The sequence below is a fragment of the Amycolatopsis sp. NPDC051716 genome (genome assembly GCF_040681595.1).
In the GTDB taxonomy this organism is placed as follows: domain Bacteria; phylum Actinomycetota; class Actinomycetes; order Mycobacteriales; family Pseudonocardiaceae; genus Amycolatopsis.
In genome coordinates this window covers 96124-117439 of record NZ_JBFAZA010000021.1, presented here as the reverse complement: position 1 = coordinate 117439, position 21316 = coordinate 96124, and the positions used below count along the sequence as shown (strand labels likewise).

Sequence of the window (21316 nt, the reverse complement as noted above, 5' to 3'; positions counted from 1 at the left end):
GGGATCCGTCCCGGCCGGCCGTTCGCGCGTTCCGTGGGTCCTGGGCATCCCGGCCACGCTCGCGCTGGCCCTCGTCGTCCTCCCGGTCGTCGGGCTGCTGGTGCGCTCGGACCTGACGCGGCTGCCGTCGCTGATCGTCACGCCGTCGTCGTGGCACGCGCTGCGGCTGTCGCTGCTCACGGCGGCGCTGTCGACGCTGGCCTGCGTGCTGCTCGGGGTGCCGCTGGCCGTCGTGCTCGCGCGGGCCCGCTTCCGCGGGGTCCGGCTGCTGCGCCCGATCGTGCTGCTGCCGCTGGTCCTGCCGCCGGTCGTCGGCGGCCTCGCCCTGCTCTACCTGCTCGGCCGCAAGGGCTTCCTCGGCATGCTGATCACCACGCTGACCGGGGAGTCCGTGCCGTTCACCACGACCGCCGTCGTCATCGCGCAGACGTTCGTCGCGATGCCATTCCTGGTGGTCAGCCTCGAAGGCGCCTTGCGCGGCTCCGGCGACCGCTACGAGCAGGTCGCCGCGACGCTCGGCGCGCGCCCGTGGACGGTGTTCCGCCGGGTCACGCTGCCGCTGCTGCTGCCCGCGCTCGGCTCCGGCGTCGTCCTCAGCTTCGCCCGCGCGCTCGGCGAGTTCGGCGCCACGATCACCTTCGCCGGCAGCCTCGAAGACGTCACCCGCACGCTGCCGCTGGAGGTCTACACGCAGGCGGAAGTGGACATCGACAGCGCCGTCGCGCTCTCGCTGCTGCTGATCGTCGTGGCGTTCCTGGTCATCGCCGTCGCGCGGCCGCGCTCGTGGGAAGGCGGCCTCCGGTGAGCCTCACGGCCCGGATCGCCGCCGTGCGCGGCTCGTTCGACCTGGACGTCGAGCTCGACGTCCCCGCCGGGCACGTGCTGGCGCTGCTCGGCCCGAACGGCTCCGGCAAGTCGACGGTCCTGGGCTGCCTCGCCGGGCTGATCACGCCGGCGTCGGCGGAAATCACGGTGGCCGGCCGCGCGCTGGCCGGCTTGGCGCCGCACCACCGCGGGATCGGGCTGCTTTCCCAGGACGCTCTCCTCTTCCCGCACCTGTCCGCGGTGGACAACGTGGCGTTTTCGCCGCGCTCCACCGGCGCCGGCCGCCAGGCCGCGCGCGAACGGGCCTTCTACTGGCTGGCCGAAGTGGACGCCATCGCGCTCGCCGACCGGCGGCCCGGGCAGCTCTCCGGCGGCCAGGCCCAGCGCGTCGCGATCGCCAGGGCGCTGGCCGCCGAACCCGATCTCCTGCTGCTCGACGAGCCCTTCGCCGCCCTCGACGTCGACGCCGCGCCGGCGATCCGCGGCCTGCTGCGGCGGGTGCTCAAGACCGGGCCGACGACGGTGCTCGTCACGCACGACCCGCTGGACGCGCTCGCGCTCGCCGACCACGTCGCGGTGCTGAACGACGGCCGGATCGTCGAACGCGGCCCGACCCGCGAGGTCCTTTCGGCGCCGCGGACCGCGTTCACCGCGCGGATCGCCGGCCTCAACCTCGTCGCCGGTACCGCGGTCGCGGAAGGGCTGCGGACGGCGTCGGGCGAGGTCGTCAGCGGGCTTCCGGCGGCCGACGTGGTGCCGGGGGAGCCCGCGGTGGCGGTGTTCCCGCCGAACGCCGTCGCCGTCTACTCCCGCGACGGCGAGCACCGCGGCAGCCCGCGCAACACGACCGGCGCGGTCGTCGCGGCCCTGGAGCCGCACGGGCCGGTGATCCGCGTCCGGGCCGAGGGCGACGGCTGGGCCCACGGCCTCACCGCCGACCTCACCCCGGCCGCCGTCGCCGAGCTCGCCCTGGAACCCGGCTCGGCGGTGACGCTGTCGGTGAAGGCCGCGACCGTGGCGATCCACCCGGCCGCGGCCTCTTAGCCGGCGCCGGTCAGGCGGCGTCGTGGTGGTGGCCGCCGCCCGGGTGGACGTGGAACTTCGCCACCGCCGGCGGGTGCACGACGAACGGCCGCATCATGCCCTCGTCCTCGTGGTCGAGGATGTGGCAGTGGTACATGAACTCGCCGGTGCCACCGCCGAACTGCCCGGCGACGCTCACCCACTGGCCGGGGTTCACGATGATCGTGTCCTTCCAGCCCTCCTCGTACTCCTCCAGCGGGACGTCGGTGAAGCCCTCGATCGGCGCCGTCGTCCGCTCCGACGCCTGGTCGAACGTCGTGGTGAAGGCCCGCCGGAACAGCGCCTGGAACTCCGTCAGGTGGATGTGGATCGGGTGTGCCGGGCCGCCGTTCGCCACGTGCAGGATGTTCCACACCGCCCACCGGTCGTGGTCGATGAAGATCCCGGTGGTGTCGTCGAAGACCCGCCCGATCATCCGGAACGTCTTCAGGCCGCCGTTCGGGTCCTGGACCTGGATGATCCCCTCGCCGCCCGGGTCGGCTTCGACCTGCTCGAGGTCCCACAGCTCCGGGTGGCCGGCCTTGTTGAGCAGCAGCGCGATCCAGACGTGGTCGTGGTCTTCCGGCAGCGTCGTGCCGTGCTGCAGCCGGACGTACGACGTCGAGATCTTCTCCGGCAGCGTGAACGGGTCGTGCTTGGCCCGGCCGTCCACCCGGAACTCCATCAGGTCCGGCTCGACGATGCCCAGCCGCGGATCGGCGTTGCGCAGCTTGAGCTTCCGGCCCTTGAACCGGCTGAAGTCGATGAGGACGTCGAAGCGCTCGGCCGGGGCGACGGTCAGCCCGCCGGCGGGCAGCGGCGCCGGCGCGGGCAGCAGGCCGCCGTCGGTGCCGATCAGGCGGACGGCGTCGTTGACCGGGACGTTGTTCTCGTCGACCAGGTTCAGCGTGTAGAACCGCGAGTTGGCCGCGTTGAGCAGCCGGAAGCGGTACCACCGCGCGTCGACGTCCAGGTGCGGCCAGATCACCCCGTTGACCAGGTTGAACGGGCCCGAGAACGGGATCGCCGGGCCGGCCGGCGGGATGACCGGGAACTTGAAGAGCAGCTGCCCGGTGAGCTCGCCGGTCGCCGGGTCGAGGTCCAGGTTCCGGTCGGTGATGACCAGCGGGATCTCGTGGTCGCCGTGCGGCAGGCCGAGCGCGTCCTCCTCGTCGTCGCGGACCAGGTACATCCCGGCCAGGCCCGTGTGGACGTTGAAGCGCGTGATCGCCATGGCGTGGTCGTGGTACCAGAGCGGCATCGCCCGCTGGCGGTTCGGGTACTCGGCCAGCTGGGCCGTCCCCGGGAGGCCGGCGTTGTGCGCCCAGCCGTCGTTGCCCGCGTTGGTGCGCGCGCCGTGGAGGTGGACGACCGTCCAGGCCGGCAGGTCCGCGACACCCTCGACGATCGAGTAGCCCGGCCTGTCCAGTTCGCGGCCGGGGCGGCTCGCCGGCGCGTCGGCGAGCGGCCCCTGCACGGCCACGAGCGGGAACTCCCCTTCGATTTCGTTCGACCACGAAATCCGCAGCTGCTTGCCGTTGCGCACTTCGATCGTCGGACCCGGGAAATGTCCCGCGTACGTCCACAACGTACTTTCGGGCAATTCCGAGTGCAGCCGCTGCCGCGTCGTGATCATCGGAATCGTGATCATTTCCCGGCTGCGCGGCCGGAACACGGGTGGAATGCGCAGCGGGTCCAAGAACTTGGTGAGTCCCCAGTTGGGCGCGGTGATCGGCCCGGCCGTCGCCGGGCGCTCGATGATTTCGGTCATGGTTCTCCCCCTTCGGTTCGGGGGCAGGAAGAATTGCGCGGCGGCGCGCACGCCGTCGACGTCGAAAAGTATTCCCCCGAACCCCCTCGGTGACCGGAAGCGCGACTCCCCTCGCGATACCGGCAATTCCCATGGTAGCCGTTTTCGACGTATCACGCAGGGGTCTCGCACGCGTGATAGGTTCCGGACCATGAACGAACGCCGGTGGACGTACCTCTCCGACATGGACGGCGTCCTGGTGAAGGAGGAGCACCTCGTCCCCGGGGCCGACGAGTTCCTCGCCGAGCTGAAGGCGAACGGCATCGACTTCCTGGTGCTCACGAACAACTCGATCTACACCCCGCGCGACCTGCGGGCGCGGCTGGAGCGCACCGGGCTCGACATCCCGGAGGAGTCGATCTGGACCTCGGCGCTGGCGACCGCGAAGTTCCTCTCCTCGCAGCGGCCGAACGGCTCCGCGTACGTCATCGGCGAAGCGGGCCTCACGACGGCGCTGCACGAGGTCGGCTACGTGCTGACCGAGCGTGACCCGGACTACGTCGTGCTGGGCGAGACCCGCACGTACAGCTTCAGCGCCATCACGCGCGCGATCCGGCTGATCGAGGGCGGCGCGAAGTTCATCGCGACGAACCCCGACGCGACCGGCCCGAGCGTAGAGGGCTCCATGCCGGCCACCGGTTCGGTCGCGGCGCTGATCGAGAAGGCCACCGGGCGCTCGCCGTACTACGTCGGCAAGCCGAACCCGCTGATGATGCGCTCGGCGCTGCGCCGGCTCGGCGCGCACTCGGAGTCGACGCTGATGATCGGCGACCGGATGGACACCGACGTGCACTCGGGCATCGAGGCCGGGCTGCAGACCATCCTGGTGCTCACCGGCATCTCCACCCCGGAGTCGGCCGAGCGCTATCCGTACCGGCCCACGCTGGTGATCGACTCGATCGCCGACCTGATCGGGCGAACCGGGGACCCGTTCGGCGAAGGCTGACCGCGAGCCGGGAGGCCACAGGGCATATCGTCAGCGGATGAGCAAGTCGACGTACGTGGTCGGCGACGTCCACGGCCACCGTGACGAACTCGCCGACGCGCTGAGATCCGAAGGCCTCGTCGACGAGGAGGACAACTGGTCCGGCGGCGAGGACCAGTTGTGGTTCCTCGGCGACTTCGTCGACCGCGGCCCGGACGGCGTCGGGGCGATCGACCTGGTCATGCGGCTCGAAGAGCAGGCGGCCGAGGGCGGTGGCCAGGTCCAGACGCTGCTGGGCAACCACGAGATCCTGGCGCTGGGGATGTACCACTTCGGCGACGAGCCGGTGCCGTCCGACTTCGGCCCGCGCAGCTTCGCCCGCAGCTGGGAGATCAACGGCGGCCTGCTGTCGGACCAGGACCGGCTGACCCCGGAGCACATCGAGTGGCTGAGCGCGCGCCCGCTGGCCGCGCTCGCCGCCGACCACCTGCTGCTGCACTCGGACACGCTGGAGTACCTCGACTGGGGCTCGTCGCTCGACGAGATCAACGAGGCGGCTCGCGACATCCTCGAGGGCAGCGACATCGAGGCGTGGTGGGACGTCTGGCGCCGGATGACGACGCGCTACGCCTTCCGCGGCCCGGACGGCGAGGAAAACGCCCAGAAGCTGATGGACGCCCTCGGCGGCTCGCGGATCGTGCACGGCCACAGCGTCATCGCCGACCAGCTGGGCATCCACCCGACGCAGATCGAGGGCCCGTTCCTGTACGCGGGCGGCAAGGCGCTCGGCGTCGACGGCGGCCTGTTCGTCGGCGGGCCGTGCCTGGTCGTCGAGCTGCCGTACCAGCCGGAGTCCTAGGCGATCTCGACGATCTCCTTGCCGAGCGGCACCAGCGACACCGGGATCAGCTTGAAGTTCGCGATGCCGAGCGGGATCCCGACGACGGTGAGGCAGAGCGCGATGCCGGTGAAGACGTGCCCGAGCGCCAGCCACCACCCGGCGAAGACGAACCAGACGACGTTGCCGACGCACGACGCGGCGCCCGCGTCCCGCCGGTCGACGACGGTGCGGCCGAACGGCCAGAACGCGTAGCGCGCGATGCGGAACGACGCCAGCCCGAACGGGATGGTGACGATCAGGACGCAGCAGATGACGCCGGCGAGCAGGTAGCCCACGGCCATCCAGAAGCCGCACAGGACGAGCCAGATGATGTTCAGCAGGGTGCGCATCAGATGTGCAGCTCCCCGCTGAGGACGGTGACGGCCTGGCCGGCGAGGTGGACGCGGTCGCCGTCCTGGCGGGTCCGGACGATGCCGCCGCGGGCCGAGGCCTGTTCGCCGGTGAGCTCTTTCCGGTTGAGCCGCTCGGACCAGTAGGGCGACAGGATGCAGTGCGCGGAGCCGGTGACGGGGTCCTCGTCGATGCCGACGCCGGGGGCGAAGAAGCGGCTGACGAAGTCGTCTCCTTGCGCGGTGACCAGGAGCCGCCCGGTCCAGGTGTGCTTGAGCTTCCCGAGGTCCGGCTCGAGGCCGCGGACGGTGTCGGCGTCTTTGACGACGGCGAAGAGGTTCTCGACGCCGCGGCCGGTGTACTCGATCTCGACGCCGGGGAGGATTTCGGACAGGTCGTCATCGGTGGGCCGCGGCGGGTCGGAGGGGAAGTCCAGCTCGACCCAGCCGTCTTCGGCGTTGGCCCGCAGTTCGCCGCTTTTGGTGGTGTAGGTCTGTTTCCCGCCGAGAACGTGCGTGACGGCGACGGTGGCGTGCCCGCAGAGCGCGACCTCGACGGCGGGGGTGAACCACCGGAGCGACTTGGGGCCCGCGTCGGTGGTGACGACGAAGGCGGTCTCGGCGTGCTTCATCTCGGCGGCGACGGCCTGCATCCAGGCCGGGTCGGCGGGTTCGTCCAGCAGGACCACCCCGGCCGAGTTCCCGGCGAAGGCGCGATCGGTGAAGGCGTCGACGATGAAGAAGCGCATGTCCCCAATGTAGCCGGGGTTTTTCCGGTTGATCTCGGTCCGGGCCGGATCCCGGGGATGACCCCTAGGAGGTCTCCCCGATGGTCGGCTTCACGATCTTTTCCCCGTCCGGCCCGCGTTCCGGCTTGAGATCGAAGACCTCTTCGTCGACGGCGTACTTGTTCTTGTGCTCTTTGTCGTCGTCCTTCTTTTTCCCGGCCCCGGCGGCTCCGGCGGCACCGGAGCCGCCTTTCCCGCCCTTGGCCGCGGCGGCCGCGGTGGCTCCGCGCTCGAGCCGTTCGCCGGGCTTGCTGCCGGTCTTGCTGCCGCCTTCGCCGGGTGCTTCCTTGGGTCCGGTTCCGGCGCTGCCGGAGACCCGCGATCCGGCGAACCCGGTGCCGGCCCGGCCGGAGCCGATGCCTTTGCCGCGGGTGACGTCGCCGCTGCCGGAGGTGCCACCGGTGGTGGTGCCCGGCATGGCGAGCCCGTCGGGCGTGACGCGGCCGAAGCTGCCGGCGGCGGGGGTGGCGCGGAAGTTGGAGTTGCCGCTGAAGGTGCCGGTGCCGGTGCTGGTTCCCGGCGGGACGTAGGTGGTGCCGCTGGGGGTTCCTGGTCCGCCGGGGCCGCTCGTGACGCTCGGGCCTCCGGTTCCGCCGGTTCCGCCGGGGGCGCCGGGGGCGAAGCTGCCGCTGGTGCCGCCGGGCCCGGTCCCTGGTCCGGTGCCGCCGACGGAGGGCGTTCCGCTGAACCCGGTGCCGCTCGTGCCGTGGAAGCCACTGACCGAGGTGGAGTCCCCTTGCCCCAACTGCGGCGGCGGGGTGTAGGTGGGCTGGGTGCTGGCGGTCTCGTGGTAGGTGGAGTCGAGGTTTTGCAGAACCTGAACGGCCTGCTGATGAGCGGCATCGGCCTGCTGCTGCTTGGCGGCAACGTTGGTCATGGTCTGCGTCGCGCCGGCGACGTCCCCCGCCTGGTACTGCACGGTGGCCTTGGTGATCTCGGCCTGCTGGTTGAACCCGGTCGGCTCGGGCATGTTCTTCTGCGCATAATCGGCAGCGGCCGCCTGCTGGGAGTAGCGGTTGGAGCTGAGCTGGGCGGCATTCGCGGTATCACCCGTGTAGGTGGCGGTGCTTTGGAAGAAGCTGTGCGCCTGGGCGGCTCCGGGGCCTTGCCACTGGATCTCGCTAGAGCTGACCGCGTCGTTCGCGGCGTTGGAGACGTCGGCGAGCCAGTTGCCGAGCTTGTTGGCGACCCGGCCACGGTCGTCGAGATCCGCCGGCCGCATGTTGTCGTGCACCATGCCGTACAGCTCTTCATGCGAGCTGGAGGCGTAGTTCTGCCCAGGCGCGGGCGCGTCGCCGCGGGTGGCCTGGTTGTGCAGCAGAACCTTTCCTTGCTCGACGGAGTATTGCGCCGCCTGGTTTTCCGTCTGTGGCGTCACCCCCGCGCGGGCGTCCCCTTGGTCCTCGGCGCCGAAGTGGTGCACGTTCTGCTGCAGCTTCTGCTGCGTTTGCGCGTAGAAGTCGCTCTCGTACTGGCGATGTTCGGCGTGCTCGTGCGCCATGGTCACTCGCTCCCGCGAAGCTTGGCGAAGGTCTGGCTGTGTGCGTCCTCGGTTTCGCGGTAGTTCTTGCGGGCGATCTCGAGCGCTTCGCGGACCTTCTTGAAGCCATCGGAGAGCAGTTCGAGATTCGGCACGAGCGACTCGGGATCGCCGGCTGCGACCTTGACGTTGAAGTTCGCGACCTGATTCGCGTAGTCGCTGCCACCCATCTGCGCAGCGAGGCTGAGCACGTGAAGTTCGCGACGGATGTCGTTGTACCCGTCGATGAAGGTGTCGCAGACCTTCCGGTAATGCTCGAAACCCGCTTCGTTGATGGTGAATCCGCCGCTCTCGGCCAGGGCCTTGAACTGCTGGGCACCTGCGTTGACCCGCTTCGCGCCCTCCGGATCCAGCGGGACGTCGAGGAGGTTCGACAGGAAGTCATTCCCGGCGTCGCCAGCCGGCGTTGCGGGAGGTGGCCCCCCGAACTGAGCTCCTGATGCCATCGATTCCTCCCCAAGGCACGACTGGCCGTCGATCACCCTCTGTATCAAGCTACTACTGTAGTAGTGACTGAGCTTCGTGTCACTGTTCGTCGTGTCGCTATTTCGGCAGGAGCGGTTCGACTTTCGTTGAAACGTCGTTGACCAGCCGGCATGCCTCGTCGGTACCGGCTGTCTGGAGGGTGACCAGGACCGCGGCCCGCGAGTTCGGTGCTACCTCCATGGAGACGTCGCAGGAGCCCGTGCCCCCAAGTGCCTCGCGCTCCTGCACGGCGGGTCGCCCGTTGACGTCCCCGGTCACGGCCTTGCGCGGGTCGACGATGGTCTGATCGATCGTCTGCCCGGCTGGAGGGCCAGGCCGATGATGCCGTAGTCGGTCATCTTCGCGTCGCAGTTGTGGGCCGCATCGGCGTCGCTCCGCTTCGCGGCGGAGTAGCCCTGCCCGGTAAGCGCCTGATCGAGGATCTGGCACGGGTTCAGCCGGGCGAACGGGTCGGCTCCTGTGCGGCGGGGCAGGGTAGTCGGCGTGCCGCCCGAAAACGAGGCAACTGTTCGGGGTGTCCCCGCGACTTCGCTTCCACAGCCGCTCAGGGCGAGCGGGACGAGAACGGTCAAGGCGGTTCGGTGCTCGAAGCTCGGCCGGGTCGCGGTTCGTACGTTACGCATGGCAGAGAAATCAAGACCGCGGCAGGAGCGGCTCGACCTTGGTCGCGACGTCGTTGACATCCGTGCAGGCCTGGTCCGTGGTGCCGTAACTCAAGGCCACCGATACGACAGCGCGCGACTTCGGCTTGACCTCCATCGCGACGGCGCACTGGCCCTTCGCCCCGATGGGTTCGCGCTCCTGGACGGCGGGCCGGTCGTTGACCGTGCCGGTCGAGGCCTTGCTGGGGTCGGCGATGTTCTCGTTGATCGTCTGACCGGCGTGCAAGGAGATGGTCACGCCGACCGTCTCGTCACCGGTTTTCTTCTCGGTCGTGCAACTGCGCGCCGCATCAGCAGTGGTTGGTACGGAGGCCGGGTAGCCCTGACCATTCAGGGCCCGGTCGAGCGTGGCGCAGGGCTTCATGTCCCCGAACGGGTTGTCACCCGTCGCGCCGCTCGGCTTGGTCGTGGAGGCGCTGCTCGACGACGTGCCCGCGGCCTGCGGCGTACCCCCCACCTTGCTGTCACAGGCGCTCAGCGCGAGCGCCAGGGTGGCCAAGGCGAGGACGGTGGCTGCTCGGGTCACAACCTGAACACTACGGGTAGATCACGCGCCGATGCGAGGACGCGGGTCACCGCTGGGTCGTCTCCGCGATGCGCTCGTGCAACCACCCTCTCAGGTGTCCCCCGTCCGAGGGGACGAACCTCAACCGGGACTCGCCGCCCGGCAGGGGCTCGGTGAACGTCAGGTAGCGGCCCGCGTCGGTGTCGACGAAGGTCACCGTGCCCACCGGGCGGAGGTTGCCCTGGCCGGCCCGGGTCGAGAGCTCGAACGTTCCGTGGCGGTGCGGGGCCCACTGGGCGTACTCCCGCAGTGCTTCGGTGTCCGGTGGCCGGCTCGGGCCCACCGTCGACGTCGCCGGGGCCACCGGTAACGGCCCGTAGCGGGGAAGGATGCCGACCAGGGCGTCGACCAGGTGGTCGGGGCGGATCTGGACGAAGTTGATCCCGTCCGGCACCCGCTCCGAGTACACGCCCAGGCCGTGGCCGATCGTCGCTCGGTAGAACACCTGGCGGCCGTCCGCCACCTCCGCCGCGCGGACGATGATCAGCACCTCCGGCTGGGTCCAGGCGCGCAGCGTCTGCTCCACCTCGATGTCCAGCTTCTCCGGCCCCGCCAGCCCACGCCCTCGCATCGCGTCCCACGCCGCCGCCAGGATGCGTTCGTGCTCCTCCAGCGTGTGGCCTGGGCTGGGGATCTCGAACGGGTGCCAGTGCGCCGGGAGACCCGTGCGCCGGACCGCCGCGGTGACCTCCGTCAAACCCAGCGAGAATTCCTCCGGCACGTTCCCGAGCGTAGCGGAATCCCTCAGATGTCCAGCTGACGAACGCCCGTCTCCGGCAACGCCACCCGACCGGCCGTCGCCCGTCCGCGCAACCGGACTATTTCGTGCGGCTGCAAGCCGATCGCCACTCCGAAGGCCTCCACGTCCGGGAAGCCGCCCTGCCGCTGCCGCAGCTCCAGGGCCGTTGCCACCCGCGATGGCGTAAGGCCCGGAAGACCAGCCAAATCGGAAGCCGGCGCCGCGTTGACGTCCACCACCGCCACCGGGGGAGGCGGAGGTGGCGACAAAGGGGGCGAAGAAGGCACATACGCCTCGATCACGTCGTTCTGGCGCAGATCCCGCGTCCCGAGCCCCACCGTGAACACCCGCGACCCCGCCGTCGTCCGCACCGCGATCCCGTCGCGCGCCAGGGAAAGCACCGGCAGCCCCGCGGTGATGACCGTGCTCCGCTCGTTGAACGTCGTGCCGATCGGCCGCAGCACCCGGACACGCACCCCCACCGTGAACGCCGCACTCCTCCCCTCCGGCACCTCGACCGCCGCCACCACCGAACCTTGGCCGAGGTCGCTGACGCCGTGCACCACCGCCGTTCCGTCGCGCTGCTCCACGAACTCCGGCGACGGGAACGCCGTCAGCGTGTCGCCGGCCATCGGGGGCGCGTCGCACTGGAAGCCCAGCAACACCGTCCCCACCTGACCCGATGACAGCTCCTCGAGCGGCCCGGCCGGCCCGAACAGCCCGAGCACCCGCATCGGCTGGCCGCCGCGCGTCGAAGAACACAACGCCCCGAACCGCAGGACGCCGTTCCGGACCCGCACTTGCGCGTGGAACCCCGTCAGTGGCTCGAAAGCCGGCGCCACCACCGACGCGGCACCCTCGGGACGGCTCATGTCCGGGCCGACGGTGTCATCGGTGTACAGCTCCAGCGCGTCGCCGTTGCCGAGATCGCGCCGCCCGACGGCGACGAACACGTCCTTCAGGAACCCGGCGTCGGTCACCGGCTCGACGTCACTGGAGAAGTACTTTTTCCGCACCACGATCCCCAGGCGCAGGTTGTCCTCGACGATCCGATCGCCCCGGCGGAGCCGCGCGCGGGCGCCGCGGACCGCGCGCCCCGCGCTCACCTGCCCGCCTGGCAGCTCCCCGAGGCCGGGGACGGTGACCGAGTCGTGGATCGCCTTGCCGAACTCGATCAGCCCGACCCTGGTCTCGGTCACGACGTGGCGGCCAGCGTGACGCTGATCGACTGGTCGGCGTTGACCCGCTCCGCTTCGACGCGCATGCCCGCCTGAGCCGCCCGGTCCTTCAGCCGCGCGAGCACCGCCCGCTGCACTTCGGCCGCATACGCCTCATCGACCGACAACACGAGCCGCGAAGCTTCCTCGGGCACCAGGCCCGGCCCGTCGACGTGCGCCACCTGGACACCCTCGGGGCCGTAGCCGAACGTGATCCGCCGGCCCTCCCAAGCGGCGACGACCGACGTGCCGTCGTCGGTGACCTGCGCCCGCAAGCCGGCGAGCGCGCGGGCCAGCAGGTCGCGGTGGCGCATCCGGGTCCGCACGGTGACGACCCCGGGCTGCGCATGCGCGTGCGCGGCGATCGTGGCGGCGTCGAGCTGGGCCAGTGCCGCACTGCGCAGCTTGAGCGTGACACTCATCGGCGTTCCCCTTCGAGCAGCGCTTCGAGTACTTCGGTGGTGGCGAACCCGTTCAGCTCGATCGCGCCGTCGCGGGCGATCGTCAGTTCCAGGCGGTTCGGGGTGGTGAAGATCGACTCGTCGTAGCGGTCGCTCAGGAAGTGGAACCGCTGGTTCGCCGAGCCCACCCACGGCCGGGCAGGCTCGGGCCGGTCCGCCAGGAACGGCCCGTCCACCAGGAGATCCGTCGAATCCAACAGCGGAGACGGCGGCAGGTCCTCCAGGACGTGCCCGGTGAACGTCATCACCGAGAGCCCCGCCGAGCGCACCGCGGCGGCGAAGCGACCCAGCGGCTCGGGCTGGTCGAACGGCTCACCGCCGAGCAGCGTGACGCCTTCGATGCCGGGGACGGCGAGCACGCGCGCCACGAGGTCTTGCCACGAAAGGGAAAACCCGCCGCGGGTCGTCCACGTCTGCGGGTTGAAGCAGCCCGGGCAGCGCACCGAACACCCCTGCGTCCACACGGCACACCGGACGCCGGGGCCCTCGGCGGCGGTCGTGTCGACGATCCGGTGGAGGTTCAGGAGTTCCATTGCGACTGCTGCTGCGAAGCGGTGTCTTCCGCGGACGTGGTCGTGCGCCGGTAGTCCTCGGTGAACTCCGACGTCACGGTCTCCGCGTCGAGCAGGTCCTCCAGCAGCGGGATGTAGTCGAGGCACTTCGAGCCGGTCACGCCGTGCGTCTCGGCGCTGATCGAGCCGTCCCTGCCGATGGTCACGGTCACGCGGTGCGTCATACGTCGATCGTCCTCCCACTCGGTGCCGCCGGGGGCGGCGGCGCGACGGGCTCCGAACCGGGAACCGCGGTCTCCGTGGCGGCGACGGCCCTGGTCTCCGCCCAGTTCCGGATGGCCAGGATTTCGTCGGCCTGGGTGACCGACAGCGGCACGGTCGACTTCACCGCCCGCACCAGGTCGTCGCGGCGCAGCGGCCGCTTCTCGGCGAACGCGTCGACCAGGCCGGACAGCACCGCCTGCTCGATTTCGGCGCCGCTGTAGCCCGCGCTGACGTCGGCGAGCTCGGCGAACAGCGCGTCGTCCAGCCGCAGTTCGCTGCCCACGAACGGATCGGTGACGCGCTTGCCCAGGTGGATCCGCCAGATCGCGGCGCGCTCGGCCGCCGAGGGCAGGTCGACGAAGAAGATCTCGTCGAACCGGCCCTTGCGCAGGAACTCCGGCGGCAGCGAGCCGACCTGGTTCGCGGTGGCCATCACGAACACCGGCGCCGACTTCTCCTGCATCCAGGACAGGAACGTGCCGAACACGCGGCGCGCGGTGCCGCCGTCACCCCCGCCGCCGGCCCCGGCGAGGCCCTTCTCGATCTCGTCGACCCACAGCACGCACGGCGCGATGCCCTCCGCGGTGCGGATGACCGTGCGGATGTTCTTCTCGCTCGAGCCCACGAGCCCGGCGAAGACGCGCCCGAGGTCCAGCCGCAGCAACGGCAGCCGCCACATGTTCGCGACGCACACCGCGGACAGGCTCTTGCCGCAGCCGGGCACGCCGGTGAGCAGCAGGCCCTTCGGCGCCGCGAGGTTGTACGCCGACGCCGCCGGTGTCCAGGTGCCGGTGCGCTTGGTCAGCCAGCGCTTGAGCCGGTCGAGGCCACCGACGGCGTCGAAGCTCGTCTCCGCCGGCACGATGTCGAGCATCCCGGACCGCCGCACGGCCTGGCGCTTCTCGGCGAGGATCAGCTCGAGGTCGCTCGGATCGAGCCCGCCGCCCTCGACCAGGGCCCTGGCGAACGCGTTTTCGGCCTCCGGCAGCGTGAGCCCGCGCGCGGCGGCGACGATCATGTCGCGGTCGTCGCGGTCGATGGTGATCCGGACGTTCTGCCGGTGCGCGGCGACCATGCTGTCCAGCAGCTCGCCGATCTGGCGCTGGTCGGGCAGCGGGAAGTCGACGACGGTGGCGTCGTGCTCCAGCTCCGGCGGCACGGGCAGCGACGGCGACACGAGGATCAGGCTCAGCGGCACCGGCCGGGTCTTGAACGCGGCGGCGAGCTCCCGCAGCCGGCGCACGACGTCGGGATCGGGCCGGTGGCCGCCCTCGGACACCAGCGAGGGGTGCAGGTCGGCGAACACGAAGACGGCGGGCTCGCCCCAGCCGTAGATGCGTTCGAGCGCGGCGGCCGCGGTGCGGGTCTCGCTGATCGGCGGGCCGCCCGCGGGCGCCAGGCCGGTGGTGGACGACCAGACGTAGACGCGCCGCGGGGTCCGCAGCCGGTGGGCGTCTTCGGCGACCGCGCGGATTTCCCGCAGGACCCGCTGCTCCTCGTGCGTCTCGACGACGAGCAGCGGGTAGCGCGCCTGCAGCAGCTGGGTCAGCTCGTCGCGAAACCCCTCGCCGGCCATCGAACGCCCCCTCGAAGTCCGTTCGGACCCTACCAACTCACGCGTCGACGACGAGGACCTCGTAGGTGGGGCTGGTGGGCGGCGTGCCGCTGTAGATGTGGGAGTTGACGACGGCGAGCCGGTCGCCGACCTTCGCCGCCGAGACGGGCTGGTCGAACAGCGGATCGGTGATCGTGCCGGCCGCCGTGCCGTGGCTCAGGTCGCCGTCGAGGCACCACCGGGTGATCTTGTCGTCGAGCTGCACCGCCCAGAGCCGGTGCCCTTCGAGCACGAGGCTGACGACGCTGGGCGCGTCCACGCCGGCGATCTCCGCGCTGGCCCCGGTGACCGGGTTGATCTTGTACACCTTGCCGGGGATCGTGGCGGCCACGAGCAGGGTGTCGCCGGACGGCGTGGCGATGACGTCGTTCATGAAGAAGCTGCCCGGAGAGCCGCCGGCGCCCGGCCCGCTCAGCGGCAGGGTGCGGGGCGTGCCGAGCCGGCCGGCCACGATCGGCACGAAGAACAGCTGCGGGTGGTACGAGTCGGTGAACCACGCGCCCTGCGGGGTCACCGCCACGTCGTTGATGTAGGACGTCTGCGGGTCGCCGAAGGTGTAGTCGGCGACCTTCGCCTTGGTGCGGACGTCGTAGACGTACGCCTTGCCGTGGTCCGCGCCGGCGACGAACAGCAGGTCGTGGCGGCGGTCCAGGTCCACCCCGGCCGCCGCGGTGCCGGGCGGCGCCTCGATGAAGCGCTCGGCCGTCCCGCTCCGGACGTCCTCGCGGAAGATCGTGCCGGCGAAGAGGTCGCCGGTGTAGTAGGTACCGCCGCCGGCGGCGGTGATCCCTTCGGCGGACGTGGCACCGGGCAGCACGATCACCCGCGTCGCCGCCGACGCCGGTGCGGCCACCGTGAGCAGCAGGACTGCGGACGCCAAAGCCAGGATTCTTCGCATCGGGTTCCCTCCCTCGTTCCCGGGTGGATCCTGCCACCGACCTGGCTGTCCCGGTACCTGGTTCTTAGACTCGGCGGCAGTCACCGTCGACTTCAGGAGGCACCATGCCTGACGCGCCCGCCCTGCCGAGCTACGCCTCGGGGACCTCGGAGGTTCCGCTGCTCGGGGACACCATCGGCGACAACTTCGACCGGACGGTGGCCGCGTTCGGGGAGCGGGACGCCCTCGTCGACCGGGCCGCCGGCACGCGGTGGACCTACCGGGAGCTGGCCGCCGAGGTGGCCGCGCTCGCGCTGGGGCTGGTCGCGCGGGGCATCGGCAAGGGTGACCGGGTCGGCATCTGGTCGCCGAACCGGGCGGAGTGGACGTTCCTGCAATATGCGACGGCGAAGATCGGCGCCATCCTGGTCAACATCAACCCCGCCTACCGCGCGCACGAACTGGAGTACGTCCTCAACCAGGCGGGGATCCGGCTGCTGGTCGCGTCGGACGCGTTCAAGACGTCCGACTACCCCGCGATGGCGGAGGAGGTGCGCGAGAAGTGCGCGGGGCTCGAGCAGGTCGTGATCCTGGGCAGCGAGGGCTGGCAGGCGCTGCTGGACGCCGGCCGCGGGGGTGACCCGGCGCAGCTGGCCCACCTGCAGGCCGGGCTGTCGGCCGACGACCCGATCAACATCCAGTACACGTCCGGGACCACGGGCTTCCCCAAGGGCGCCACGCTGTCGCACCACAACATCCTGAACAACGGCTACTTCGTCGGCGAGCTCTGCAACTACACCGAGCAGGACAAGGTGTGCATCCCGGTGCCCTTCTACCACTGCTTCGGCATGGTGATGGGCAACCTGGCCTGCACCAGCCACGGCGCCTGCATGGTCATCCCGGCCCCGGCGTTCGACCCGCGCGCCACCCTCGAAGCGGTCGCGGCCGAGCGGTGCACGTCGCTCTACGGCGTGCCGACGATGTTCATCGCCGAGCTCAACCACCCGGACTTCGGCGAGTTCGACCTGACGTCGCTGCGCACCGGGATCATGGCCGGTTCGCCGTGCCCGGTCGAGGTGATGAAGCAGGTCATCGCCCGGATGGGGATGGCCGAGGTGTCCATCTGCTACGGCATGACCGAGACGTCCCCGGTGTCGACGCAGACCCGGTCCGACGACTCGATCGAGCGCCGCGTGTCGACGGTCGGGCGGGTCGGGCCGCACCTGGAGGTCAAGGTCGTCGACCCCGAAACCGGCCTGACGGTCCCGCGCGGCGAGCCGGGCGAGCTGTGCACGCGCGGGTACTCGGTGATGCTCGGGTACTGGGAACAGCCCGACAAGACGGCCGAGGCGATCGACGCGGCCCGCTGGATGCACACCGGCGACCTGGCGGTGATGGACGGCGACGGCTACGTCAACATCACCGGCCGCATCAAGGACATGGTCATCCGCGGCGGCGAGAACCTGTACCCGCGCGAGATCGAGGAGTTCCTGTACACACACCCGGACATCCTCGACGCGCAGGTGATCGGCGTCCCCGACGAGAAGTACGGCGAAGAGCTGATGGCCTGGGTCCGGATGCGCGAAGGCGCTTCGCCGTTGACGGCGGAAAAGGTGCGCGAGTTCTGCAGCGGCAAGCTGGCGCACTACAAGATCCCGCGGTACGTCCACGTCGTCGAGGAGTTCCCGATGACGGTGACCGGCAAGGTCCGCAAGGTCGAGATGCGGGAGAAGTCGATCAGCCTGCTGGGCCTGGAGCAGGCCGCGGCGGCCAAGTACGCCTAAACCACCCGGGACGTCCGGGCGTTGCCCCTTCGCGATTCCGCGAAGGGAGGCAAGTGATGATCATCTCCGGCTGGGAGTGGTGAACCCGTGTGGGCACCTTCGCGAAGGTGCCCACACGCGCCTAAACCGGCCGGGGTGGCCACGCGTTGTCCCGTCGCGGCGGAGGGGGCGCTTCCGGACGGAAGCGACGGGAGCCGCCGCGGGAGGGGGTAGTCGTGCTGTCCAGTCTGAAGAAACCGCTCACCGTGGGGACGCTGCTCGCGGCGGCCGCGCTGGGCCTGCCGGGCGTGGCGTCCGCGGCCACCGACGGGCCCGTCGACCTGGGCACCCTGCCGGGTGACCGGTTCAGTGGCGTGAGCGCGATCAACGCCGACGGCACCATGGTCGGCGAGTCGTACCCGTACGACGTGCGCCTGCGGTACCACCCGGTGAAGTGGGACCGCCAGGGCCGGATCAGCGCCCTGCCGACGCTGGGTGGCGAACAGGGCTCGGCGGTCGCCGTCAACGACGCCGGGGTGGCCGTGGGCTGGGCCCACGACGTGAGCGGCGCCCCGCACGCCGTCCGCTGGGCTCCGGACGGCTCGGTCACCGCGCTGCGGTGGGCCGGGACGTCCGACGCGGTCGTCATCAGCCGGACCGGCGTGACCGCCGGCGGCGGGAGCAGCCCGGAGGGGACGTACATCGCGCTGCGCTGGGCTCCGGACGGCTCGGTCACCCGGCTCGCGTCGCTGCCCGGCGGCGGGCAGGCCGTCGTCACCGGGATCACCGCGGACGGCGCGCTGATCAGCGGAAACGCCTGGGATTCCGCAGGCGACCAGCACGCGGTCCGCTGGACGGCCACCGGCGCGATCACCGATCTCTCGCCGGGCAGCCAGGGCAACCCCGGCGCCACGGCCGCCGCGATCAACGACTCCGGCGTGACCGCCGGAACCGTCACCGAGGCCGGCTCGCCGGCCGCGGTGGCCTGGAAGCGGGACGGGCGGCAGGTGCGGCTCGACTGGCCCGCGCCACCGGCTTCCGCGACGCCGCGCGCGATCAACCGCTTCGGGGTGGTCGTCGGCAGCGGGTACGTCGACTTCGCCGGCAACCGGGCCGTGCGCTGGTCCGCGGGCGGGGTCACCGTGCTGGAGCCCGCCCGGCCGTCCGAGGCGGTCGCGATCAACGCGGCGGGCACGGCCGTCGGCAACGTCGACTCGGTCGCGGCCCGCTGGGCCGCCGACGGCACGGAAACGATCCTCGGCGTCCTGCCCGGCGGCCAGAACAGCTGGGCCACCGGGATCGGCCCGGACGGCACGGTCATCGGCCGGTCCAACCTGTCCTTCGGCTGGCACGCGGTCTACTGGCCGGCGAGCTGACGACCGCTCGCCGGGCGGTGCCCCCGCCCGGCGAGCGTCCTCAGGAAACCGCCGCGGCGGCCTCCGCGATCGCCTTCGCGTCTTCTTCGCCGAAGGTCTCCTCGAGCTGCTCGGGCGAATAGTCGACGTCGATCTGCTCCACCGGCATCCCGCGTGCCGACTCGATCGCGCCCAGCCGCCGCTGCGCCCGGTCGGCCGCGTACTGGATGATCTCCTGTGGGTCGTTGTCGAACGGCAGTTCCTCGAACTGGTCCTGCACCCACTGGATCATGCTCAACGCGTGCGGCAGCAGCTCGCCCATCCGCTGCTGCACCGCGTCCCACAGGGAGTCGTCCGCGGCGACGTGGCGGCGGCAGGTGAACGTGCCCCAGGCCATGTGGCGGCGCTCGTCGTCGCCGATGCGGCGGACCAGTTCCTGCATGCCCGGCAGGATGTCGTGCTGGGTGCAGATCAGCTGCCACGAGTAGTACCCGGTGAGCGCGAGGCTGCCCTCGATCACGTGGTTGTAGGTGACGCTCGCGCGGATCTGGTTGAGCGGGCTGGGATTGTCCTCCAGCGCCCGCAGCGACTGCGGCAGCTCTTCGTAGAAGAGCTTGCGGTAGTGCGGGTTCTCGGCGACGAACGGGTGGAGGTCCTGCGTCAGCCCGACCGCGTCCATCCAGCGCCGGAACACCTCGGTGTGCTTGGCTTCCTCGAAGCAGAACTGCGTCAGGTACATCTCGTCGCCGAACCGGCCGGTCGCCGACATCGCCCGCATGAACGGCTGGATGTCCTCGGTGACCGCCTCTTCGCCGGCGATGAACTGCGCGACGAGGTAGGTCGTGCTGCGCTGCTGTTCCGGGTTGAGGGAGTCCCAGCCTTCGCGTTCCCGGCTGAAGTCGATGTCCGCCGGGTTCCAGAACTTCTTGTTGCCCTTGACGAACAGGCGCAGCGGGAACGAGTCCCAGTTCAGCCCGCCCTTGCGCAGCGAGGAGAAGCCGGTCCGCAGCTCGGGCAGCGTTTCGGTCATGGTGTCACTCCATTGTGGACGAATTGGCGGATGGCGGGTTCCAGTACCGCGGTGACGGCGTCGGCCGCTTCGGCCGCCGAGTGCGTGGAGAGCACCAGGTGCGACAGGGAAAGGCGCACGGCGGTCTCCGCGAGCAGCGCCGCGGCTTCGGCCGAGAGCCCGGGTTCGAACTCGCGGTACTGCTCGGCGGCGAGGGCCGCGGCCGCGCTGAGGATCGGCTCGCCCCGGGTCGTGAGCAGCGGCAGCAGGTCCTCGCCCGCTTCGGTGCCGAGCGCCGCCGCGACCAGGCGGTTCTCCCGCGCGTGCTCGATCGTGTAGACGACGGCGTGGTGGATGCCCGCCAGGAGCCCGTCCGCCGTTTCGAACCGCTGCCGGATCCCGTCGAGGAACTCCGCCGCGGTGCGCAGCGCCACCGCCTGGGTCAGCGCCGCCTTGTTCCCGAACTCGTTGTAGACCGTCTGCCTGCTCACGCCGGCCTTCGCGGCGACGTCGGCCATCCGCAGGCCCGCGTGGCCGCGGTCCGGCAGCAGGTCGGCGGCCGCGTCGAGCAGCGTTTCGCGCAGGGACGCCTTCGTCCGCTCGGTGAAGCTGGTCACACTTTCACCTTGACACAGATCGCTCTGCTGTCAAGGCGGTGTACACGGTCGGTCGTGGTGTAAAACTGTCGGTCCCTGCGGCTACCGTGTCGGCTGTGGGCATCACCGTGGGGTTCGACCTCGACATGACACTGATCGACGCCCGGCCGGGCATGGCCGCGGCGATGAACGCGCTCGGCGTCGAATCCGGCTTGCCGCTGGACGGCGACGCGTTCGCGGCCAACCTCGGCCCGCCGCTCGACGACATCCTGCGCGGCTTCGAAGCGCCCGAGGAACGCATCCCCGGGCTCGTCGACCGGTTCCGCGCGATGTACCCCGAGGTGGTCGTGCCGAGCGCGGTCGCGCTGCCGGGCGCGGTCGAGTCACTTCGCGCGGTCCGGGCCGCGGGCGGGCGCACGCTGGTCGTCACCGGCAAGTACGGGCCCAACGCGCAGCTGCACGTGGACGCGCTCGGGCTCGACGTCGACGAGGTCGTCGGCGAGCTGTGGTCGACCCAGAAAGCCGAGGCGCTGCTGGCCCACCACGCCCGGGTGTATGTCGGAGATCACGCCGGTGACATCCGGGGTGCGCTGGCCGCCGGGGCGATCCCGGTCGGCGTCACCACCGGGCCGTGCGATCGCACGCTCTTGCTCAGCGAAGGCGCCGAGGTGGTGTTCGAATCGCTGACCGAGTTCCCGGAGTGGTTCGAGCGGACGTTCGCGGGGAGCGTGGTGCCCTAACGCTACTTCTTGGCGCGCGCCTCGATCACCAGCGCGATCAAGCCCAGCGCCAGGCCCAGGGGCGTGATCACCCCGGCGGCGAGGGACAGCCACACCGGCAGGTTCTCCAGGCCGGCGGCGAACATGATGAACACCGCCAGCACGGCGACCATGCCGAGACCGAAAAGCCCGATGCCGATGCGCATCAGGAACGGTTTGCCGGGAGCGGCCACGCCCGCCTCCTTCGTCGTGCTCTTCATGAAGCAAGAGGGTACTGAGTCGGCCAGAAGCAGGCC

Annotated in this window: 24 protein-coding genes; 7 read left to right on the top strand and 17 right to left on the bottom strand. The window is 70.8% G+C overall.

The genetic code is table 11. The features are described from left to right. Positions 1-40 precede the first annotated feature (40 nt). Together AB0M30_RS27790 and AB0M30_RS27785 are read left to right on the top strand one after the other, a co-directional pair. Complete coding sequence (locus tag AB0M30_RS27790; protein ID WP_364589320.1) at positions 41-805, top strand: ABC transporter permease; 765 nt, start codon at positions 41-43, stop codon at positions 803-805. Further along, positions 802-1869, top strand: a complete 1068-nt coding sequence (locus AB0M30_RS27785) for an ATP-binding cassette domain-containing protein (RefSeq protein ID WP_364589178.1) — start codon at positions 802-804, stop codon at positions 1867-1869. Before AB0M30_RS27790 ends, AB0M30_RS27785 begins: the two co-directional genes overlap by 4 nt. Before the next feature lie 10 nt (positions 1870-1879). On the opposite strand, the gene AB0M30_RS27780 is transcribed toward AB0M30_RS27785, so the two are convergent. Next, complete coding sequence (locus tag AB0M30_RS27780) at positions 1880-3658, bottom strand: multicopper oxidase domain-containing protein (RefSeq protein WP_364589175.1); 1779 nt, start codon at positions 3656-3658, stop codon at positions 1880-1882. Positions 3659-3848: 190 nt separating this feature from the next. On the opposite strand from AB0M30_RS27780, the gene AB0M30_RS27775 reads away from it, so the two are divergent. Continuing rightward, on the top strand, positions 3849-4643 hold the full coding sequence (locus AB0M30_RS27775; RefSeq protein ID WP_103336445.1) for an HAD-IIA family hydrolase: 795 nt from the start codon (positions 3849-3851) through the stop codon (positions 4641-4643). 37 nt (positions 4644-4680) lie between these two features. Next, positions 4681-5481: a metallophosphoesterase gene (locus tag AB0M30_RS27770; RefSeq protein WP_364589172.1), complete on the top strand. Its 801-nt coding sequence runs from the start codon at positions 4681-4683 to the stop codon at positions 5479-5481. Here the strand turns inward: AB0M30_RS27770 and AB0M30_RS27765 are convergent. The 13 genes from AB0M30_RS27765 to AB0M30_RS27705 all read right to left on the bottom strand — a co-directional run bounded on the left by AB0M30_RS27765 (position 5478) and on the right by AB0M30_RS27705 (position 15599). Further along, positions 5478-5852, bottom strand: coding sequence for a YccF domain-containing protein (locus AB0M30_RS27765; protein ID WP_364589169.1), 375 nt, complete (start codon positions 5850-5852; stop codon positions 5478-5480). The two genes, AB0M30_RS27770 and AB0M30_RS27765, sit on opposite strands and share 4 nt — an antisense overlap. Then, entirely contained in the window at positions 5852-6601 is a 750-nt protein-coding gene (locus AB0M30_RS27760) for a PhzF family phenazine biosynthesis protein (protein ID WP_364589166.1), read from the bottom strand. The genes AB0M30_RS27765 and AB0M30_RS27760 overlap by 1 nt, the downstream gene beginning before the upstream one ends. Before the next feature lie 64 nt (positions 6602-6665). Continuing rightward, complete coding sequence (locus AB0M30_RS27755; protein ID WP_364589163.1) at positions 6666-8141, bottom strand: hypothetical protein; 1476 nt, start codon at positions 8139-8141, stop codon at positions 6666-6668. Positions 8142-8143: 2 nt separating this feature from the next. Then, positions 8144-8662, bottom strand: a complete 519-nt coding sequence (locus AB0M30_RS27750; protein WP_364589160.1) for a hypothetical protein — start codon at positions 8660-8662, stop codon at positions 8144-8146. Between the two features lie 258 nt (positions 8663-8920). After that, positions 8921-9238, bottom strand: coding sequence for a hypothetical protein (locus AB0M30_RS27745; protein WP_364589158.1), 318 nt, complete (start codon positions 9236-9238; stop codon positions 8921-8923). A gap of 61 nt (positions 9239-9299) precedes the next feature. Beyond that, positions 9300-9827 (bottom strand): DUF3558 family protein, encoded by a 528-nt coding sequence (locus AB0M30_RS27740; RefSeq protein WP_364589155.1) that lies wholly within the window; start codon positions 9825-9827, stop codon positions 9300-9302. Positions 9828-9900: 73 nt separating this feature from the next. Then, positions 9901-10614 (bottom strand): ESX secretion-associated protein EspG, encoded by a 714-nt coding sequence (locus AB0M30_RS27735; protein ID WP_364589152.1) that lies wholly within the window; start codon positions 10612-10614, stop codon positions 9901-9903. A gap of 23 nt (positions 10615-10637) precedes the next feature. Then, positions 10638-11831: a helix-hairpin-helix domain-containing protein gene (locus AB0M30_RS27730; RefSeq protein WP_364589149.1), complete on the bottom strand. Its 1194-nt coding sequence runs from the start codon at positions 11829-11831 to the stop codon at positions 10638-10640. Next, entirely contained in the window at positions 11828-12271 is a 444-nt protein-coding gene (locus tag AB0M30_RS27725; protein WP_364589146.1) for a hypothetical protein, read from the bottom strand. The genes AB0M30_RS27730 and AB0M30_RS27725 overlap by 4 nt, the downstream gene beginning before the upstream one ends. Beyond that, positions 12268-12843 (bottom strand): 4Fe-4S single cluster domain-containing protein, encoded by a 576-nt coding sequence (locus tag AB0M30_RS27720; RefSeq protein WP_364589143.1) that lies wholly within the window; start codon positions 12841-12843, stop codon positions 12268-12270. Before AB0M30_RS27720 ends, AB0M30_RS27725 begins: the two co-directional genes overlap by 4 nt. Beyond that, positions 12831-13046 carry a DUF2997 domain-containing protein gene (locus AB0M30_RS27715; protein ID WP_364589140.1) on the bottom strand — a complete coding sequence of 72 codons (216 nt, stop codon included), beginning with the start codon at positions 13044-13046 and terminating at the stop codon, positions 12831-12833. Before AB0M30_RS27715 ends, AB0M30_RS27720 begins: the two co-directional genes overlap by 13 nt. Then, positions 13043-14662, bottom strand: a complete 1620-nt coding sequence (locus AB0M30_RS27710; RefSeq protein ID WP_364589137.1) for an AAA family ATPase — start codon at positions 14660-14662, stop codon at positions 13043-13045. The genes AB0M30_RS27715 and AB0M30_RS27710 overlap by 4 nt, the downstream gene beginning before the upstream one ends. Positions 14663-14699: 37 nt before the next feature. Continuing rightward, complete coding sequence (locus AB0M30_RS27705; RefSeq protein WP_364589135.1) at positions 14700-15599, bottom strand: hypothetical protein; 900 nt, start codon at positions 15597-15599, stop codon at positions 14700-14702. A 104-nt stretch (positions 15600-15703) separates the two neighbouring features. Between AB0M30_RS27705 and AB0M30_RS27700 the strand changes: the two genes are divergently transcribed. Continuing rightward, positions 15704-17362, top strand: coding sequence for an AMP-binding protein (locus AB0M30_RS27700; RefSeq protein WP_364589132.1), 1659 nt, complete (start codon positions 15704-15706; stop codon positions 17360-17362). Between the two features lie 215 nt (positions 17363-17577). Next, a complete protein-coding gene (locus AB0M30_RS27695) occupies positions 17578-18717 on the top strand; it encodes a hypothetical protein (protein ID WP_364589129.1) in 1140 nt (379 codons plus the stop codon). A 40-nt stretch (positions 18718-18757) separates the two neighbouring features. On the opposite strand, the gene AB0M30_RS27690 is transcribed toward AB0M30_RS27695, so the two are convergent. Both AB0M30_RS27690 and AB0M30_RS27685 read right to left on the bottom strand, forming a co-directional pair. Continuing rightward, positions 18758-19726: a R2-like ligand-binding oxidase gene (locus tag AB0M30_RS27690; RefSeq protein WP_364589126.1), complete on the bottom strand. Its 969-nt coding sequence runs from the start codon at positions 19724-19726 to the stop codon at positions 18758-18760. Then, positions 19723-20322 (bottom strand): TetR family transcriptional regulator, encoded by a 600-nt coding sequence (locus tag AB0M30_RS27685; protein WP_364589123.1) that lies wholly within the window; start codon positions 20320-20322, stop codon positions 19723-19725. The genes AB0M30_RS27690 and AB0M30_RS27685 overlap by 4 nt, the downstream gene beginning before the upstream one ends. Before the next feature lie 95 nt (positions 20323-20417). Between AB0M30_RS27685 and AB0M30_RS27680 the strand changes: the two genes are divergently transcribed. Then, positions 20418-21041 carry an HAD family hydrolase gene (locus AB0M30_RS27680; RefSeq protein WP_364589121.1) on the top strand — a complete coding sequence of 208 codons (624 nt, stop codon included), beginning with the start codon at positions 20418-20420 and terminating at the stop codon, positions 21039-21041. A gap of 2 nt (positions 21042-21043) precedes the next feature. Here the strand turns inward: AB0M30_RS27680 and AB0M30_RS27675 are convergent, their stop codons facing one another. Continuing rightward, complete coding sequence (locus tag AB0M30_RS27675; protein WP_360163840.1) at positions 21044-21280, bottom strand: hypothetical protein; 237 nt, start codon at positions 21278-21280, stop codon at positions 21044-21046. Positions 21281-21316: the final 36 nt, after the last annotated feature.

Coding starts and splice junctions, on each gene's coding strand:
- AB0M30_RS27775 (WP_103336445.1), top strand. CDS start 3,849: ATGAACGAACGCCGGTGGACGTACCTCTCCGACATGGACGGCGTCCTG.
- AB0M30_RS27690 (WP_364589126.1), bottom strand. CDS start 19,726: ATGACCGAAACGCTGCCCGAGCTGCGGACCGGCTTCTCCTCGCTGCGC.
- AB0M30_RS27760 (WP_364589166.1), bottom strand. CDS start 6,601: ATGCGCTTCTTCATCGTCGACGCCTTCACCGATCGCGCCTTCGCCGGG.
- AB0M30_RS27710 (WP_364589137.1), bottom strand. CDS start 14,662: ATGGCCGGCGAGGGGTTTCGCGACGAGCTGACCCAGCTGCTGCAGGCG.
- AB0M30_RS27675 (WP_360163840.1), bottom strand. CDS start 21,280: ATGAAGAGCACGACGAAGGAGGCGGGCGTGGCCGCTCCCGGCAAACCG.
- AB0M30_RS27725 (WP_364589146.1), bottom strand. CDS start 12,271: ATGAGTGTCACGCTCAAGCTGCGCAGTGCGGCACTGGCCCAGCTCGAC.
- AB0M30_RS27765 (WP_364589169.1), bottom strand. CDS start 5,852: ATGCGCACCCTGCTGAACATCATCTGGCTCGTCCTGTGCGGCTTCTGG.
- AB0M30_RS27755 (WP_364589163.1), bottom strand. CDS start 8,141: ATGGCGCACGAGCACGCCGAACATCGCCAGTACGAGAGCGACTTCTAC.
- AB0M30_RS27720 (WP_364589143.1), bottom strand. CDS start 12,843: ATGGAACTCCTGAACCTCCACCGGATCGTCGACACGACCGCCGCCGAG.
- AB0M30_RS27705 (WP_364589135.1), bottom strand. CDS start 15,599: ATGCGAAGAATCCTGGCTTTGGCGTCCGCAGTCCTGCTGCTCACGGTG.
- AB0M30_RS27700 (WP_364589132.1), top strand. CDS start 15,704: ATGCCTGACGCGCCCGCCCTGCCGAGCTACGCCTCGGGGACCTCGGAG.
- AB0M30_RS27780 (WP_364589175.1), bottom strand. CDS start 3,658: ATGACCGAAATCATCGAGCGCCCGGCGACGGCCGGGCCGATCACCGCG.
- AB0M30_RS27715 (WP_364589140.1), bottom strand. CDS start 13,046: ATGACGCACCGCGTGACCGTGACCATCGGCAGGGACGGCTCGATCAGC.
- AB0M30_RS27770 (WP_364589172.1), top strand. CDS start 4,681: ATGAGCAAGTCGACGTACGTGGTCGGCGACGTCCACGGCCACCGTGAC.